The sequence below is a fragment of the Roseateles sp. P5_D6 genome, from assembly GCF_054049415.1.
The window spans coordinates 38,662-54,839 of the sequence record NZ_JBFUMK010000018.1; the positions used below are offsets into that span (position 1 = coordinate 38,662).

Genomic DNA, 16,178 nt, shown 5'->3' on the forward strand with positions numbered 1-16,178 from the left:
CAACCGCCGAGTTCAGCCTGGCGGCCTCGATGCCGAGGCACTGCGCAGCCGCCCGCTCCATGTGATCCCGGCACCCACTGCCAGCGCCACCGTCACCAAGGCCAGCACGAGGTCCTCGGCCGCCGGAACGCCAAAATGCAGCAGGCGCCTCGGGCCTGGCACCAGCACGGCGGTCGCCAGCGCCGACGCCGCCACGGCGGCGACTGCCCAGAAGGCCCGGGCGCTGCGACCGGACAAGGCGCGAAGCCCGTTGCCGATTGCCATGTTGGCCGCCACCAGCATCAGGTTTCCGAACGTCAGGCCGACCACCGCCAGCGTGCGGGCCACGTCGGTGTCACGCCCGGCCTGCAACGCCAGCATGTAAACGCCAAGGGTCGCCGCGAGCAGGCAGCTTCCCTGCGCCAAGCCCTGCCACAACATCGACCAGCCCACGATGCCGTCGTCTGTGCGCCGCGGCGGCCGCCGCATCAGCCCCGGCGCTTCGGCGGCACCTTCGAAGGCCAGCGAGCACACCGGATCGATCACCATCTCGGTCAGCACCACATGGACCGGCAGCATCAGCGGCGGCAGCCCGAGCAGCAGGGGCAGCAGCGCCAGTCCGGCCACCGGGACATGGATGGCGGTGATGTAGGTCATGACCTTGCGGAGGTTGTCGAAGATGCGCCGGCCCATGCGAACACCGCCGACGATGCGTCCGAAATCTTCGTCCAGCAGCACCAGGCCGGCGGCCTCGCGCGCGACGTCCGTCCCACGTATCCCCATCGCGATACCGACGTGAGCCGCCTTCAGCGCCGGTGCGTCATTGACGCCGTCGCCCGTCATGGCCACGGTCTCGCCGTTGCGCCGCAGCGCCAGCACCAGCCTGAGCTTGTGCTCCGGCATCACGCGGGCGAAGACGCGCACATGCCGCACGGCCTCGGCGAGCTCGGCCTCTCCGAAACCGGCGATGTCGGCCCCGGTCAGGACGCCCCCACGCACGTCGAGGCCGGCCTGCTCGGCAATGGCCAGTGCCGTGGCCGCATGATCGCCGGTGACCATCACCACCGCGATGCCGGCTTCCCGCGCCTGCGCGACCGCATCCGGCACGCTGTCGCGCAGCGGATCCTCGAAGGCCGCCAGGCCCAGCAACGTGAAGTCGTGGTCATGCTGATGCGCCACCGTTTCACCACGCGGCGGGCACGCCTCGGCCACGGCCAGCACGCGAAGTCCCTGTGCGGCCAGGCGCTTCACACGGGCCAAGAGATCGGCACTGCGTTGCGGGTCGAGGTGGCACAGATCGAACACCGCTTCCGGCGCACCCTTGGCGGCGACGCGAAGCCGGCCGGCTGCGTCCGTCCATTCATGCGACATCGCCAGCAATTCGGGGCTGAGCGGAAACTCGCGCGTCAACGTCCAGTCGGGGTGCAGGTGTGCAGTGCCTGCCAGCAAGGCATCGCCTCGCGCGAGCAGCGCACGGTCCATCGGGTCGCTGCCATCACGCCGCGAAGCCAGCATGCCGAACTCGAGCAGCCGATGCGCCGCCTCGGGCAGGTCCTTGCCAGCCTCGATCCCGACCTCCATCTCGTCGGTCACCAGGCGGGACAGCTGCATCCTGTTTTCGGTAAGGGTCCCTGTCTTGTCCACGCACAACACCGTGGCTGCACCCAGCGCCTCGATGACCGCGGGACGACGCGCCAGCACCTTGATGCGAGCCAGCCGCCAGGCGCCCAGCGAAAGGAAGACGGCGAGCGCCATCGGGAACTCTTCGGGCAGCATCGCCATGCCGATGGCGACGGCCGACAGCAGCCCCTGCATCCAGTCGCCGTGCACCAGGCCGTAAACCACCACGATCACTGCGCAAATGGCGGCGGCAGCCAGGCCAAAGACACGCACCAGTCGGCGCAGATGCTGCTCCAGGGGCGTTGGTGCCGTTTCAATGGCGGCCAGCGATGCGCCGATGCGACCGACCTGCGTGCCTGCGCCGGTGGCCACCGACTCGATGACGGCGTGGCCCGTGATGGCCAGGGTGCTCGCGTACACGAAAGCACTGGCATTGCGCTCGGGCGACGCCATGGCCAGGCCGTCTTGCACCTGCCACACCCGTTTGTCCACCGGCACCGATTCCCCGGTCAGCAGCGACTCGTCGACCTGCAGCCCGACCGCCTCGCGAACGATACCGTCGGCCGCGACCCGCTCGCCCTCCCCGACCAGGAAGATGTCGCCAGGCACCAGCTCACGCGCCGGGATGCGTGCCATGCGCCCGTCACGCACGACGCGCACCTGCGGTGCAGACAGCGTGCGCAAGGCAGCCAGCGCATGCTCGCTGCGCCGCTCCTGCATGACGACGAGGCCCACCGTGACAACAGCGAAGAAAGCCAGGAGCAGGCCCTCGCCCAGATCACCCAGCAGCAGGTAGATGGCCGCAGCAGCCAGCAGCAGCAGGAACATGGGCTCGCTGAACACACCGCGAAGCGTGCGTGCCAGGCCCCGCTTTTGCGTGTCGCCCACCTCGTTGGGGCCATGGAGCGACAAGCGCTGGCGGGCCTGCGCGTCGCTCAGTCCTCGAGGCAGCGTGGGCGTGGACTGGGTTGCCTGTGGCGGTGACGCGGGGATGCCTGCGCCGGTCGGCGCCTCGCTCTCAGCGTGCAAGGCGGCCACCATCGAAGGCTGGAAGACCGATCCCCGAGGTGCAGCCCGTCATCAGAGCGACATTTTCTTGAAGCATGGCATTCCCCTGCCGCGAAGGACCTGAAAGCGGCCCCTCAGTCGGGCGCCCGCGGCCGCGAAGGGCGGCCCGCGCCCTGCACACCGTCGGCCCGGGCCGACAGATAGGCGTAGAGGTCGATGATGTGGGCCGTCACGGTGGGGTCGCCCTGCCAGGCAGGCATCACCAGCGCCGCTTCCCGGCCCTGCAGAACCTTTTCAACCAGGGCGCTCTGCGAGGCGCCTTGCGGGTCGGACTCCGCCGCCGCGAGGATCCAGTCATAGCGCCTGAGCACCAGGCTCACGAACTGGTGCGAGCCCATCTCGCGGAGTCTGGGCAGCAGGTCGGGGCCGGCCGCCGTACCGGTCGCCGCCGGGCCGTGGCAGGTCGCGCACTTCTGCTGGAACACCCGCCAGCCGATATAGACCTCGCCTTCCGGCAAGGCGCGGCGCGCCAGCTCCCGGGCGGGTTTGGCGTTTTGCACCTCTACGGCGCAACCGGCGGCCAGTGCGGCCGCGGCGAGTGACGCGAGGGCCAGACGGTACCGCCCCACGCCGTTCGCATTCATGACAGATGCTCCCGGACCGCCTGGCAGCCTGCGCACAGCCGCACGGACGGCAGGGCCGTGAGGCGCGCCACGGGAATAGCCTCGCCGCAGTTGGCGCAGTCGCCATAGCTTCCCGCGGCCAGGCGACCCAGCGCGTCGTCAACGTCCTGCAGCTCCCGCAAGTCCCGGGCGGCCTGGAAGTCCTCGGTCTGCTGGCGCTGCATGAGTTCAGCGTCGTCCTTGAGATCCCGCACCTCCTGGGACTGCGTCTGCACCGCTTGACGTGCCAGCTGCGCCGCATGAACCTCGGCTCGCAGCTCGGTCTGGCGGTACAGCAGCAGTTGGCGCAGCATGGGCAGGTGCGCTTGAGTCTGAGTTTCCATCTTGGGCAATCCTTGGTCGGCGAAGAGCCATGCTAGGCAGCCCACCGGCAAATGGATTGCGCTGGATCAAGCCGGACGACTGAAGCCCCGACCTGGCCGCTGCATCGATCGCCGCACGTTGCGGATTGACTGGGATCAACGCCTGCGCTGCACTGGCCGAATAGATTGACTCGTCGTCAGGGCTGCGAGGCAGCCGCCAATCGAGGGACACGCATGCCAATGAATTCAGCCTCGCAAGGCCGGCCGGGCGGCGCCAAAGGCAGCGGGCATGACGCCTGATCTCGCCGGCCGCTTCTTCGTCGCCCTCCTCATCGGCATCCTGGTCGGCATCGAACGGGAGAAGAAACGGCCGGCCGCGCCTTCCCACACGATCGGCGGCATCCGCACCCATGCCCTGCTGGCCTTGTCCGGCGCGGCGTCGGCCTGGCTCGGGCAGCAGTTGCAGCTTCAGTGGCTCTTCGTGGCAGTGCTCGTGTGCGCGAGCGCAATGGCAATTGCCAGCCACGCGCTGTGGCGCCGGGATGGCAAGGATGCACCTCCCAGCATGACCAGCGAGATCGCCGCCTTGCTCGTCGTGCTTCTGGGCGGCATGGCGGCGACCGGCAATCAGGCGCTGGCCGTGGCCCTGGCCGTGGCGTTGTCGGCAGTCCTCGCCTTCAAGCAGCCCCTGCACGCCCTGGTGGAGCGGGTCGGCCTCGATGACATCCTTGCAGGCATCAAGCTGCTGATTGCGTCGGTCATCGTGCTGCCCCTCGTGCCGAATGAGACGGTGGACCCCTGGCACGCACTGAACCCCTACCAGCTGTGGCTGCTGGTGGTGCTGATCTCCGCACTCTCCCTGGCCGGCTACATCGGCATGCGCTGGCTGGGGCCGGCGCGAGGCGCTGCCATCACCGGCCTTGCCGGAGGCCTGGTCTCTTCGACGGCCACCACGCTGAATTTCGCACGTGACAGCCGGAAGGCCGAAAGCTCCGCCAACGCCAGCGCGGCGGCCGCCGGCATCCTGTGTGCCTGGTTCGTCATGTTCCTGCGCGTGACGACGATCATCGCCATCCTCAATCGGCAGCTGCTGGGCGCCTTGTGGCCCCCGCTGTCGGCCATGGCCCTGGCCACTGGCGCGCTGGCATTGCGGCACTATCTCGCCGGAGCGGCCGCCGCAACCAGCTCCGCCCAGGCAGCCACACCTCTGAAGAACCCATTCAGCCTGGGCGCGGCGATCCGGTTCGGCATCCTGTTCGCCGTCGTCCTCGTCGTGACGAAGCTGGCCCAGCAGCAATTCCCGAGCGGCGGCCTGCTTGCGATCTCGGCGCTCGCTGGCGCGGCAGACGTTGACGCGATCGTGCTTTCGCTCAGCGGCCAGAAGGACGGCTCGCTGACGACGGCCGGGACCGCGTGGGCGCTGCTGGCGGCCCTGCTTGCCAACACGGTGGTGAAGATCGCGATGGTGCTGCTTGTCGCGCGCGGCACGGTGCGCCGGGAGATGGCCATCGCGAGTGTGGCGATCTGCCTGGTGGGTGGCACCTCGGCCTGGGTTTGGCTCTGAACCGAAACTGGGCCACGCCCGCCACGGCGTCAGCGCGTGGCCGGCAGCCGGAAGGTCGACACCGTCTCCACCAGCTGCTGGGCCTGCACCTTGAGGCCGTCGGCCGCGGCGGCCATTTGCTCCACCATCGCGGCGTTCTGCTGCGTGGCCTGGTCCATCTGCGTGACGGCCGCGCCAACCTGGCTCACGCCCGAACTCTGCTCGGCACTGGACGAGCTGATCTCGCCCATGATGTCGGTCACACGCTGGATGCTGCTGACCACCCTGTCCATCGTCGCGCCCGCCTGATCGACCAGCGTGTTGCCGCGGTCGACGCGCTCCAGGCTCTGCGAGATCAGCGTCTTGATCTCCCGGGCGGCTTCCGCGCTGCGGCCGGCCAGCAGCCGCACCTCGCCGGCGACGACTGCGAAGCCGCGGCCCTGCTCGCCGGCGCGTGCCGCTTCCACGGCGGCGTTCAGCGCCAGGATGTTGGTCTGGAAGGCGATGCCGTCGATGACGGAGATGATGTCGCCGATGCGGCGCGAGCTGTCGTTGATGCCCTTCATCGTGTCGACAACTTGCTTGACGACCTGGCCGCCTTCTGCAGCGACATGCGAAGCGTTCTGCGCCAGCTGGTTGGCCTGCTGGGCGTTGTCGACGTTGTTGCGCACGGTGGCGCCGAGTTCGTCCATGGAGGCCGCCGTCTGCTGCAGCGCGCTGGCCTGGCTCTCGGTGCGGGCGCTCAGGTCCTGGTTGCCAGAGGCGATCTCAGAGCTCGCATTGGCCACCGACTCCGAGCCGTCACGCACCTGCTGCACGATGCTTGCCATGCTGTCGCGCATGGCTTTCACGCCCTGCATGACGCTCTCATGGCTGCTGCCCTGCAGGTCGATGTCAACGCTGAGGTCGCCTTCGGCCAGTTGGCGCGTGATCTCATTGACGCGCGCGGGCTCGCCACCCAACTGGCGCGTGATGCTGCGCGTGATAGCCAGGCCCAGCACCAGCAGCACGCCGGCCAGCACCCCCACCCCCAGGCCCACCTTCCAGACGCGCTGCCAGATGGCCGCGTCGACCGTGTCCACATAGACGCCCGAGCCGATGATCCAGCTCCAGGGCGTGAAGCCCTTGACGTAGGACACCTTGGGCACCGGCTGCTCGCTGCCCGGCTTGGGCCACATGTAGGGCAGGAAGCCTGCGCCACTGGCCTTGACGATGTCGACCATCGCGACGAAGAGCGGTTTGCCGGTCGGGTCCTTGCTGTTGTTCAGCGTCTTGCCCTCCAGCTCCGGCTTCATGGGATGCATGACCATGATCGGGCTCATGTCGTTGACCCAGAAATACTCGTTGCCGCTGTAGCGCAGTCCCCGCAGGGCGGCGAGGGCCGCCTTCTTGGCGTCCTCGTCGGACAGCTTGCCTGTCGCAACCTGGGCGTGGAAATGCGAGACGACGCCATGCGCCGCCTCGACCGCCTGGCGCACCGCCTGCTGGCGCTCGTTCAGGATCAATTCCCGCTCCGAGAACAGCAGGATGGCCGCCACCAGCAGCACGCCAAGAACAGCGCCGAAGGTCTGCAGGGCCAAGCGGCGGGAAACTCTGAGCGACTCGAGCTTGAGCATGGCTTTGTCTCCGGAGATCGTTGTGCGCAGATGCTGTCACGCCTGGGTCAGATATGACAGTGCGTAAGCACCCTCTTGTTCCCGCAAACGTCGCGATTTCGCGACCGGCGTCACATCTGGCGCCGCCGCCGGCCTGGGTACAGTGGCGCGATGAGCGCACTCCTGCACCCCCGCCAGGCCCTGTTCGGCCACGAAGCCGCTCGGCCCTCGCTGCCGGTCGTCGACCACTACTGCGGCGTCGAGGCCCGCATGCGCAAGAGCCTGGCCCTGCAGGCCGAACTCGGCCCSGTCTTCGACATCACGCTGGACGCCGAGGACGGCGCCCCGGTCGGCGGCGAAGCCGAGCATGCGCTGCTGATCGCCGAACTGGCAACGAKCCCGGCCAACCGCTTCGGCCGCGTCGGCGCGCGCGTCCACCCTTTCGGCCACGCCGCCTTCGAAGCTGACGTCGACACCTTGATCGCCAAGGCCGGCGACAGGCTGGCCTATCTGATGATCCCCAAGCCAGAGAGCGCCGAGGACGTCGAGCGCGCTGTGGCCGCCATCGATGCCGCCTGCGAGCGCCACGCCCAGCCCAGGCTACCGCTGCAGGTGCTGATCGAAACGCACGGCGCGCTGCGCGAGGTCTTTCGCATCGCCGCCCATCCGCGCATCGAGTCGCTGTCCTTCGGGCTGATGGACTTTGTCTCGGCCCATGGCGGCGCCATCCCCAAGACGGCGATGGAGCTGCCCGGCCAGTTCGAGCATCCGCTGGTCGTGCGCGCCAAGCTCGAGATTGCCGCCGCGGCCCATGCCTTTGGCAAGACGCCTTCGCACTGCGTGGTCACCGAGTTCCGCGATGCCGAACGGCTCGCGGCGGCCGCGCGGCGCGCCGCGCGCGAGTTCGGCTACACGCGCATGTGGAGCATCCATCCCGACCAGATTCGTCCCATCGTCGAGGCGTTCGCGCCGGCCGCCGACGAAGTGGCCGAAGCGGCCGAGCTGCTGCTTGCCGCACAAGCCGCGCAATGGGCTCCCATCTCTTTCCACGACCGCCTGCACGACCGCGCCAGCTACCGCTACTTCTGGACTGTGCTGGAGCGCGCCGAGCGCACCGGGCGCGCCTTGCCCGACGCAGCGCGATCGGCGTTTTTCCCCGTAACCATCGGGGTAATCGCCGAGTGAGGCACGAACCGGCGTGCAGTCCGTCACGCGGACAATGCCTACATCTTTTCACCGCTGCGCGGCCGCATTGCAGCCATGATTCGCCAGCTTTTTCCACCCTCCTTTCCCACCCCGATTCCAGATGCCGATGACTTCGCTCCGTGCCAGTGCCGCCGCCCTGATCCTCTGCGCCGCCTTGCCCGCCCTGGCCCAGACCGCTCCGGCCAAGCCCGTCGCAAAAACCAAGGCCGCGGCCAAGCCCGCGCCCGCCAAGAAGGCACCGCCGCCGCCGCCCGAGCCTGTGCTGGTCGATGCCGATGAGGCCCAGCTTGCCGCTGCGGAGCGCGCCTACCTGGGCGACTACGCCTGCGAGTTCAAGGAGACCGTGCAGATCGAGAAGCATCCCAAGGTGGCCGGCTACATCAACGTAGCCTGGAAGAAGCAGGTCTTCACGATGAAGCCCGTGCTGTCGTCAACCGGCGCCCTGCGCCTGGAAGACGTGACCGGCCGCACGCTGATGATCCAGATCGCCAACAAGTCCATGCTGCTGGACACCAAGATCGGCCAGCGCCTCATCGACGATTGCGTCCACCCCGAGCAGATCAAGCTGATCGAAGCCGCCAAGGCTGCCAAGATCAACGACCCCGAGGCCGAAGCCGCCGAGGCAGCACGCAGCGGCCTGGGCATCACGCCCACGGCGGCCGAAACACCCGCAGCGCCCCCGGTGGCTGCGAAACCGGCCAAGCCAGCCAAGGCCAAGTGAGTCATTGCTGTTGAAACCCGCGGCTTGGGTATGTAGAATAAATACATACTTTTCGATGCATACCTGAGCCACCGCCTCCGCGGCGCTCAGCCGCTGGAGGCGCCATGGAAGCCACTGTTGCCGAACGCGGGCAGATCACCCTGCCCAAAGCCGTCCGAGATGCCCTCGGTCTGACCAAGGGCACGACGCTCAAGGTCGAGCTCGATGGCGGGCGCATCATCCTGCGCAAGAACGTCGACGACGCGCTGGCCAAGCTGCGCGGGCGGTTCAAACTGCCTGAAGGCGTCACCACCGACGACGTCATGCGCGAGCTGCGTGGCCGCGCCCCCGGCGATCCGGTCGAGCCGTGATCGCCATCGATTCCTCCGTTCTCATCGACCTGCTGGGCGGTGACGTGGGCGCCGAATCCGCTGAAGACTGTCTTCGCCAGGCGCTGGCGCGCGGGCCGGTCGTCGCCTGCGACGTCGTGCTCAGCGAAGTCGTCTCCGGCCTCGGCTTTGGCGCCGAGCTGCTGGATGCGCTGGAAGGCGTCGGCATCGTCTACTCTCCCATCGAATCCCGCGCGGCCGTTCGTGCCGGCGAAATGCAGCGCCGCTACAAGGAGCGCCGCAAGGCCTCCGGCCAGGCACCTGCCGGTCCGCGCACCGTTCCCGACTTCCTGATCGGCGCCCACGCCCTGCTGCAATGCCAGGCGCTGATCAGCCGCGATCAAGGTTTCTTCCGCGACTACTTCAAGGGTCTCAAGGTCATCGTGCCTGGAGCCGCCTGATTCCTTTTCCATCCCCGTTCCGCCAGGAGTTCCCCCATGCTGTCCGCCTACCGCCAACACGCCGCCGAACGTGCCGCCCTCGGCATCCCGCCCCTCGCCCTGGATGCCAAGCAGGTCGCCGAGCTGATCGAGCTGATCAAGGCTCCGCCCGCCGGTGAAGACGCCTTCCTGCTGGATCTGCTGACCCACCGCGTGCCKCCGGGCGTSGACGATGCGGCCAAGGTCAAGGCCAGCTTCCTGGCCGCCGTCGCGCACGGCGACATCAAGGTCGGCTTGATCTCCAAGGCCAAGGCGACCGAGCTGCTCGGCACCATGGTGGGCGGCTACAACGTGCATCCGCTGATCGAGCTGCTGGACGACGCCGAAGTCGCCGGTGTGGCCGCTGAAGGCCTGAAGAAGACCCTGCTGATGTTCGACTTCTTCAACGACGTGGCCACTAAGGCCAAGGCCGGCAATGCCAAGGCGCAGGAGGTGATGAAGAGCTGGGCCGATGCCGAGTGGTTCACCAGCCGCCCCGAAGTCGAGAAGAAGATCACCGTCACCGTCTTCAAGGTGCCCGGCGAGACCAACACCGACGACCTGTCGCCGGCGCCCGATGCCTGGAGCCGCCCCGACATCCCGCTGCACTACCTGGCGATGCTGAAGAACACCCGCGGGGACTTTGGTTCTGCTGGCGGTGCGGCCTTCAAGCCCGAGGAAGACGGCAAGCGCGGCCCGATGCAGTTCATCGAGGACCTGAAGAAGAAGGGCAACTTGGTCGCCTACGTGGGCGACGTCGTCGGCACCGGCTCCTCGCGCAAGTCCGCCACCAACAGCGTCATCTGGGCCACGGGCCAGGACATCCCCTTCGTGCCGAACAAGCGCTTCGGCGGCGTCACGCTGGGCGGCAAGATCGCGCCGATCTTCTTCAACACGCAGGAAGACTCCGGCTCGTTGCCGATCGAGGTGGATGTGTCCAAGCTGGAAATGGGCGACGTCATCGACGTGCTGCCCTATGACGGCAAGCTGGTGAAGAACGGCGAGACGCTGGTCGAGTTCAAGCTCAAGAGCGACGTGCTGTTCGACGAAGTGCGCGCCGGCGGCCGCATCAACCTCATCATCGGCCGCTCGCTGACGGCCAAGGCGCGCGAGTTCCTGGGCCTGCCCGCGTCCACGCTGTTCCGCCTGCCCTCGCCGCCCGTGGCGACCAAGGCCGGCTTCACGCTGGCGCAGAAGATGGTCGGCCGCGCCGTGGGCCTGCCCGAGGGCCAGGGCGTTCGCCCCGGCACCTACTGCGAACCCAAGATGACGACGGTCGGCTCGCAGGACACCACCGGCCCGATGACCCGCGACGAGCTGAAGGACCTGGCCTGCCTGGGCTTCTCGGCCGACCTGGTCATGCAGTCGTTCTGCCATACGGCCGCCTATCCCAAGCCGGTGGACGTCAAGACCCACCGCGAGCTGCCCGCCTTCATGAGCAACCGCGGCGGCGTGTCGCTGCGCCCGGGTGACGGCGTCATCCACAGCTGGCTGAACCGCCTGCTGCTGCCCGACACGGTTGGCACCGGCGGCGATTCGCACACCCGTTTCCCGATCGGCATCTCCTTCCCCGCCGGCTCCGGCCTCGTGGCCTTCGGCGCCGCCACCGGCGTCATGCCGCTGGACATGCCCGAGTCGGTGCTCGTGCGCTTCAAGGGCGAGATGCAGCCCGGCGTGACGCTGCGCGACCTCGTGCATGCCATCCCGCTGTACGGYATCAAGGCCGGTCTGCTGACGGTTGCCAAGGCCGGCAAGAAGAACGCCTTCTCTGGCCGCATCCTGGAGATCGAAGGCCTGCCTGACCTGAAGGTCGAGCAAGCCTTCGAGTTGAGCGACGCCTCCGCCGAGCGCTCGGCCGCCGGCTGCACGATCAAACTGAATCCGGCGCCGATCAAGGAATACCTCACCAGCAACGTCGTGCTGATGAAGAACATGATCGCCGACGGCTATGCCGACGCGAAGACCCTGCAGCGCCGCATCGAGAAGGTCGAAGCCTGGCTGGCCAATCCGGAACTGCTTGAAGCCGACAAGGACGCCGAATACGCCCACGTCATCGAGATCGACCTGGCCGACATCAAGGAGCCCATCCTCTGCTGCCCCAACGACCCGGACGACGCCAAGTTCCTGTCCGAAGTCGCCGGCACCAAGATCGACGAGGCCTTCATCGGCTCGTGCATGACCAACATCGGTCACTTCCGCGCCGCGGCCAAGCTGCTGGGTGGCCAGCGCGACATCCCGGTCAAGCTGTGGGTGGCCCCACCCACCAAGATGGACCAGAGCGAGCTGATCAAGGAAGGCCACTACGCCGCCTTCGGCACGGCCGGCGCCCGCACCGAGATGCCGGGCTGTTCGCTGTGCATGGGCAACCAGGCCCAGGTGCGCGAAGGCGCGACCGTCGTGTCCACCTCCACCCGCAACTTCCCCAACCGCCTGGGCAAGAACACCAATGTGTTCCTGGCATCGGCCGAGCTGGCGGCGATTGCCTCGAAGCTGGGCCACATCCCCTCGGTGCAGGAGTACCACGAGGCGATGGGCGTCGTGAACAAGGACGGCGCCTCGATCTACAAGTACCTGAACTTCGACCAGATCGAGGAGTACGCGGACACGGCCAAGGCCGTGGCTGCCTGAGCCTGAAGGCTTCAAAAGCCAGCCCGCCGCGCGCAAGCCCGGCGGGCTTTTTTGCGCCCTGTGGGGCACCTAGCGCAGGACGTGCATCAGATCGCCATGCCCTTGAGCGTCGGCATGGTCTGCGGCCGTCCAGCCTTGGGGATCGCGGTCTGCCTTGCGGGCGCCGGCAGCGAGCAACAGGTTCACCATCTCACGCGACCCGGTGCGCGCGGCCAGCATGAGGACCGTGCGGCCCTGGTTGTCACGCAGGTGGACCGAAGCGCCGGCCTTCAGCGCCGAGCGTGCCGTCGCCAGGTCAGCGTGATCGGCAGCCGCCAACAGGAAGGCATTGGCCGGCATGGTGGCTTTCGCCGATTCGGCGACGTCGGAGGCGGCCAGGCTTTGGGCCATCTGCGGCGCCGCTCGAAACCTGGCCGCGACCCCGCTTGAAACTGCTTCCGACCGCGCCAGCATCTCGGCCTGGCTGGACGCGTCGGCCACAGCTCGGGGCGGCAACGGCGCGGCAGCTACCGCCGGTGCAGCGGGTGGTGGCGCGGCAGCCATCACCGGCTCGGCCGGTGGCGACTGCATCACAGGTGGCTCCGGTTGGGCCGTGCCCGCACTCACCTCCGCCTGCCTTTGCAACCGCGGCGGCGTCGCATCCGCCATCATGGCAGGAGCAGACCGTTCGGCACGCGGCTTGGCAAGGCTGGCCTTGGCCATTGTGCGGGGCGCTTCAGCGGCAGGCGCGGGCTGGGGCTCGACGGCCGGGCTGGCTTGGGCCACCACCACGACCGCCGTCGATGCGGGCGCGGCCGCGGCCAGCCGCGGATCGGCTTCCGGTCGCGGCTCGGTGTTTCGTCCTTTCAAGACCAGTACTGCCGCCACCAGCAGCCCCATCATGAGCAGGCCCAGCGCATAGGGTTGCCAGCGCCATGCCAGGGCGTTCTCGGCGACGGGCACGGCAGCGGCCACATCCGGCCGGGGCAGCGCCGCCATCAGCCGTGCACGTCGCTGCTCGCGGCCCGCGTCGTCACCGAGCAGGGCTTCGCGATACGCAGCCTCGGCCGCGTCGTTGGGCGTGGTGGGATCGAACTCAGCCATCGCGCCACTCGCTCAAACGGTGCCGCAGGGCCTCGCGCGCATAGCGCAGCCGGGTCTTGGCGGTTTCGGGATGGGCCTGGGTCACGTCGGCAATCTCGGCGAGGCTGAGCTCGACCACGGTGAAGAGCAAGAATGCCTCCCGCTGCTCGACGGACTGGCGCAGCAAGGCGCCTTCAACGGCCTCGACCAGGCGCTTGGACACCAGCAGCTGCTCCGGCCCGGCGGCGGCCGAGGCCAGTTGATCCGGGTCGGCCTCGTCTCCCTGCGGCGGACGCGCCCGAACATGGTCCAGCACGCGGTTGCGCAGCACGGTGTAGAGCCAGGTCGAGAACCTGGCTTTTGCGGGCGCGAAGCTGGCGGCCTTGGCTGCAACGGCCAGCCAGCCTTCCTGGTGCAGGTCCTCCACCGTGGCGCGATCCGTGGGGTGCAGCATCTGGCGAACAAAGGCAAAGGTCTTGCGGTCATGGCGGCGGTAGAGCCGGTCGAACGCCCCCATGTCGCCGCGCAGATAGCTGGCGATGAGCTCTTCATCAGCGGGTTCACTCGCAGGCATGCGGCGCAGATGCTACGCCGGCCAAAGGTGGGTTTGCGGCATCGGGCGAGACCTCACCAGCGCGGCGGCGGGTCGGGCACATAGCCGCCGCTGCTGTTGGGGAAGGACCGCGGCAATTGCGCCATGGGTCGGGGCATGATGCCGGCCGCCATCAGGTTGGCCTGGCTGTCGTAGCGGATCTCCAGCAACTGCTCGGGCTGGCTGCTGCGGCGCTGGAAGGCGGTGTGGGCAATGGGAGACCATTCGGAGGCGCCATGGCCCGTGCCGAGCTTGGCCCGCACCGAGCGCTCCTCCTCAACCCGCCCCGCGCTTTCGCGCACTGGAGCTGCCTGGGCTGCAGCGTCCGCTGTCCCACTGTTGAGTCGGCTCAATGGGCTGGGCGCCACTGGCGCGGCAGGCGACACGAGCGGCGCGTCGTAGACCGGCTGCGGCACGTAGACCTCGCGGAACACCGCCGCGCCGATCACGCCGACATTGGCCGGCCGCCCGGTGCGCGCCGCATAGGAATCGCCCAGCGAGGTGAACTCGAAGGCCGCGATGCGCTCATCGCTCTTGCGCCAGCCCGTGATGTCATGGCTCTCGCCCGGGCTCAGCACATAGCCCGACTGGTTGAAACCCGCGGTGTCGCCGGTGATGGCGTTGACGCCGTCCACCGACAGCACCACCAGCACCCGCTCGGCGCTGTGGTTGCTGAGCCGGACGGCGTAGCGCGAGCCGGGCGTGCCCGGGCTGAAGCGGCGACCACGGCTGGCGTACTGGGCCAGCGAGGCGCCGCTGTCGCGGTCGATCAGCTGCATGTCGAGCAGGGGCGGCGACACGACGGCGGCACAACTGGCGTGCAGCCCGGCCAGGCCCGTCAAAGCGGCTAACTGGAGCAAGGCGGTGCGGCGGCGCAGCGGAAGCAGGGAACTCATGGCGGATCCTTCGCAGGGATGGGACCTTTGCTTGTACGGAGCCGCTCGGTAAACGGGGTGAAAAAGCCGGCCGGCCAAAGAAAAAGCGGCCCGAGGCCGCTTCTGTCGCAGGAGGAAGGCCGCTCAGGCCTTGATGTCCAGCAGTGCACCAGTGGTGTTGATCTGCGTCTGCAGCACCTTCAGGTTGGCGACGAAAGAGTAGGCCGCGGACTGCTGTTCGACGATCTCGTTGGCCGGGTTGATCTCGCGCTCGGGCACCTTGTCAACATTGGTCGGCTCGACGCTGGGGCGGGCCTGGTTGCTGCTCGCCAGATTGGCGATATTGGCCGCCGACGCGCGCAGCCGCTCGTTCGCTGACGAKATGCCGGACATGGCGGTGGACAAGGGGACGTTCATCGGGATTCAGTTCTCAGGCGCGCTGGCCGCTACATCGACCGCGTTGTAGGTGAACTTTAGAACATTTGGCGAAAAACCCCGCATTTCCGGGGTTCGCCGCGCCAGCAAACGTGAAATCAGCCCGCCAGTTCCTCGTAGCCGCCGGTGGAAACGAAGACCCGCACGCTGTCGCCCCCGGCCGCCTTGGCCTCCGTGCAGGCCAGCGCCGCACCGCCGAGCACGGCGTCCACCGTTACCAGCGTCGGCTGGATCTGCACAACGCCCAGCGACGCCTTCACGCGGGTGCGGTGCAGGCCCCAGCGCAGGCGGTAGCTGGCGATGGACGAGCGCACCTTCTCCGCGATGATCTGGGCGTAATGCTGGTCGCAGTCGGGCAGCAGGATGGCGAAATGATCTTCTTCCAGGCGCGCGACCAGGTCGGAAGCCCGCACCTTGCTGATCAGCATCTGCCCCAGGCCGTAGAGGAAATGGTCACCCACCTCGGCGCCCATGTCCTTGATGACCTCGCCGAAACGGTCCACGTCAACCCACAACACCGAAACCGGCTCGTTGCGCCGGCTGCCGACATGCTCGCCCAGGCGGCGCTCGAACTCGCGACGGTTGGCCAGCTCGGTGACGGCGTCGTGCTTGGCCGTCCAGGTGGGCTGCAGGCGCAGCGCGCGGGCGGCGCTGACGTCTTCGACGATCCACAGCGACTCGCCAGCGGGCGCTTCCCAGTGCACCGGCGTGGCCTGCAGGCGGCCCCAGAACCGGTGACCGTCGCGCTTGACGTATTCGATCTCCTCGTCCAGCGGTCGACCCGCGGCGAAGGCGGCGGCGGCGCGTTCCTGCAGCGCTGTGTGAGCCATGTCGGTGGTGTGGACGAGGCGCGTAGGCTGTCCGGCCAGTTCACCGTCGTCGTTGAAACCGAACAGGTGGTTGAACTCCTCGCTGACGACTTCGAAGCGCTGGCCGGAAACGAAGGCGACGGCCGTTGGCGCGCGTACCAGCAAGGCTCGCAGGCGGGCGGCGATGGGGTCCTCGGCGGAAGCGGGCGTGCCGGAAGTAGCGCTGCTCATGGGGGTCTCCGAGTCGATCTTCTAGGCCCGACTATCGCAGGACTGAAGGCTTTCGGCCATGACGCAGATCACGGCGTTAGAGTCCGCGTCCTTGCCGTACCA

15 protein-coding genes are annotated in these 16,178 nt (G+C 68.1%); 6 read left to right on the top strand and 9 right to left on the bottom strand.

The features are described 5' to 3' along the window. Positions 1-12: 12 nt before the first annotated feature. From ACXJKM_RS21725 to ACXJKM_RS21735, 3 genes are all read right to left on the bottom strand, one after another. Complete coding sequence (locus ACXJKM_RS21725; RefSeq protein WP_457355109.1) at positions 13-2,640, bottom strand: cation-translocating P-type ATPase; 2,628 nt, start codon at positions 2,638-2,640, stop codon at positions 13-15. Positions 2,641-2,741: 101 nt separating this feature from the next. After that, positions 2,742-3,251 (bottom strand): c-type cytochrome, encoded by a 510-nt coding sequence (locus ACXJKM_RS21730; RefSeq protein ID WP_457324725.1) that lies wholly within the window; start codon positions 3,249-3,251, stop codon positions 2,742-2,744. Continuing rightward, positions 3,248-3,613: a TraR/DksA family transcriptional regulator gene (locus ACXJKM_RS21735; RefSeq protein ID WP_082532599.1), complete on the bottom strand. Its 366-nt coding sequence runs from the start codon at positions 3,611-3,613 to the stop codon at positions 3,248-3,250. The genes ACXJKM_RS21730 and ACXJKM_RS21735 overlap by 4 nt, the downstream gene beginning before the upstream one ends. Positions 3,614-3,881: 268 nt before the next feature. On the opposite strand from ACXJKM_RS21735, the gene ACXJKM_RS21740 reads away from it, so the two are divergent. After that, complete coding sequence (locus ACXJKM_RS21740; RefSeq protein ID WP_457355111.1) at positions 3,882-5,156, top strand: MgtC/SapB family protein; 1,275 nt, start codon at positions 3,882-3,884, stop codon at positions 5,154-5,156. A gap of 29 nt (positions 5,157-5,185) precedes the next feature. Here ACXJKM_RS21740 and ACXJKM_RS21745 read toward each other — a convergent pair whose 3' ends face one another. Continuing rightward, positions 5,186-6,751, bottom strand: coding sequence for a methyl-accepting chemotaxis protein (locus ACXJKM_RS21745; protein WP_457355113.1), 1,566 nt, complete (start codon positions 6,749-6,751; stop codon positions 5,186-5,188). A gap of 150 nt (positions 6,752-6,901) precedes the next feature. Between ACXJKM_RS21745 and ACXJKM_RS21750 the strand changes: the two genes are divergently transcribed. The 5 genes from ACXJKM_RS21750 (at position 6,902) to ACXJKM_RS21770 (ending at position 12,072) form a co-directional block, all read left to right on the top strand. Then, the gene (locus ACXJKM_RS21750; RefSeq protein ID WP_457355115.1) at positions 6,902-7,915 is read left to right on the top strand and encodes an HpcH/HpaI aldolase/citrate lyase family protein; all 1,014 of its coding nucleotides are present in this window, start codon (positions 6,902-6,904) and stop codon (positions 7,913-7,915) included. A 127-nt stretch (positions 7,916-8,042) separates the two neighbouring features. Continuing rightward, positions 8,043-8,657 (top strand): hypothetical protein, encoded by a 615-nt coding sequence (locus ACXJKM_RS21755; RefSeq protein ID WP_157281448.1) that lies wholly within the window; start codon positions 8,043-8,045, stop codon positions 8,655-8,657. 104 nt (positions 8,658-8,761) lie between these two features. Beyond that, positions 8,762-9,007, top strand: a complete 246-nt coding sequence (locus tag ACXJKM_RS21760; protein ID WP_056196361.1) for an AbrB/MazE/SpoVT family DNA-binding domain-containing protein — start codon at positions 8,762-8,764, stop codon at positions 9,005-9,007. Next, the gene (locus ACXJKM_RS21765; RefSeq protein ID WP_457325515.1) at positions 9,004-9,426 is read left to right on the top strand and encodes a type II toxin-antitoxin system VapC family toxin; all 423 of its coding nucleotides are present in this window, start codon (positions 9,004-9,006) and stop codon (positions 9,424-9,426) included. Before ACXJKM_RS21760 ends, ACXJKM_RS21765 begins: the two co-directional genes overlap by 4 nt. Positions 9,427-9,462: 36 nt before the next feature. Then, positions 9,463-12,072, top strand: a complete 2,610-nt coding sequence (locus ACXJKM_RS21770) for a bifunctional aconitate hydratase 2/2-methylisocitrate dehydratase (RefSeq protein WP_056196355.1) — start codon at positions 9,463-9,465, stop codon at positions 12,070-12,072. Positions 12,073-12,141: 69 nt separating this feature from the next. Here the strand turns inward: ACXJKM_RS21770 and ACXJKM_RS21775 are convergent, their stop codons facing one another. The 5 genes from ACXJKM_RS21775 to ACXJKM_RS21795 all read right to left on the bottom strand — a co-directional run bounded on the left by ACXJKM_RS21775 (position 12,142) and on the right by ACXJKM_RS21795 (position 16,076). Then, complete coding sequence (locus ACXJKM_RS21775; RefSeq protein ID WP_457355117.1) at positions 12,142-13,155, bottom strand: ankyrin repeat domain-containing protein; 1,014 nt, start codon at positions 13,153-13,155, stop codon at positions 12,142-12,144. Further along, a complete protein-coding gene (locus tag ACXJKM_RS21780) occupies positions 13,148-13,708 on the bottom strand; it encodes a sigma-70 family RNA polymerase sigma factor (RefSeq protein WP_457355119.1) in 561 nt (186 codons plus the stop codon). Before ACXJKM_RS21780 ends, ACXJKM_RS21775 begins: the two co-directional genes overlap by 8 nt. Positions 13,709-13,761: 53 nt before the next feature. Next, the gene (locus ACXJKM_RS21785; RefSeq protein WP_457355121.1) at positions 13,762-14,622 is read right to left on the bottom strand and encodes a hypothetical protein; all 861 of its coding nucleotides are present in this window, start codon (positions 14,620-14,622) and stop codon (positions 13,762-13,764) included. A 123-nt stretch (positions 14,623-14,745) separates the two neighbouring features. Beyond that, positions 14,746-15,018, bottom strand: coding sequence for a flagellar hook protein FlgE (locus tag ACXJKM_RS21790; RefSeq protein ID WP_157281445.1), 273 nt, complete (start codon positions 15,016-15,018; stop codon positions 14,746-14,748). A gap of 116 nt (positions 15,019-15,134) precedes the next feature. Next, positions 15,135-16,076: a GGDEF domain-containing protein gene (locus ACXJKM_RS21795; RefSeq protein WP_457323237.1), complete on the bottom strand. Its 942-nt coding sequence runs from the start codon at positions 16,074-16,076 to the stop codon at positions 15,135-15,137. Positions 16,077-16,178: the final 102 nt, after the last annotated feature.

What these genes read in the sequence shown, in the direction of transcription:
- ACXJKM_RS21725 (WP_457355109.1), bottom strand. Translation starts at nt 2,640, where the DNA reads ATGGTGGCCGCCTTGCACGCTGAGAGCGAGGCGCCGACCGGCGCAGGC.
- ACXJKM_RS21730 (WP_457324725.1), bottom strand. Translation starts at nt 3,251, where the DNA reads ATGAATGCGAACGGCGTGGGGCGGTACCGTCTGGCCCTCGCGTCACTC.
- ACXJKM_RS21735 (WP_082532599.1), bottom strand. Translation starts at nt 3,613, where the DNA reads ATGGAAACTCAGACTCAAGCGCACCTGCCCATGCTGCGCCAACTGCTG.
- ACXJKM_RS21740 (WP_457355111.1), top strand. Translation starts at nt 3,882, where the DNA reads ATGACGCCTGATCTCGCCGGCCGCTTCTTCGTCGCCCTCCTCATCGGC.
- ACXJKM_RS21745 (WP_457355113.1), bottom strand. Translation starts at nt 6,751, where the DNA reads ATGCTCAAGCTCGAGTCGCTCAGAGTTTCCCGCCGCTTGGCCCTGCAG.
- ACXJKM_RS21755 (WP_157281448.1), top strand. Translation starts at nt 8,043, where the DNA reads ATGACTTCGCTCCGTGCCAGTGCCGCCGCCCTGATCCTCTGCGCCGCC.
- ACXJKM_RS21760 (WP_056196361.1), top strand. Translation starts at nt 8,762, where the DNA reads ATGGAAGCCACTGTTGCCGAACGCGGGCAGATCACCCTGCCCAAAGCC.
- ACXJKM_RS21775 (WP_457355117.1), bottom strand. Translation starts at nt 13,155, where the DNA reads ATGGCTGAGTTCGATCCCACCACGCCCAACGACGCGGCCGAGGCTGCG.
- ACXJKM_RS21780 (WP_457355119.1), bottom strand. Translation starts at nt 13,708, where the DNA reads ATGCCTGCGAGTGAACCCGCTGATGAAGAGCTCATCGCCAGCTATCTG.
- ACXJKM_RS21785 (WP_457355121.1), bottom strand. Translation starts at nt 14,622, where the DNA reads ATGAGTTCCCTGCTTCCGCTGCGCCGCCGCACCGCCTTGCTCCAGTTA.
- ACXJKM_RS21795 (WP_457323237.1), bottom strand. Translation starts at nt 16,076, where the DNA reads ATGAGCAGCGCTACTTCCGGCACGCCCGCTTCCGCCGAGGACCCCATC.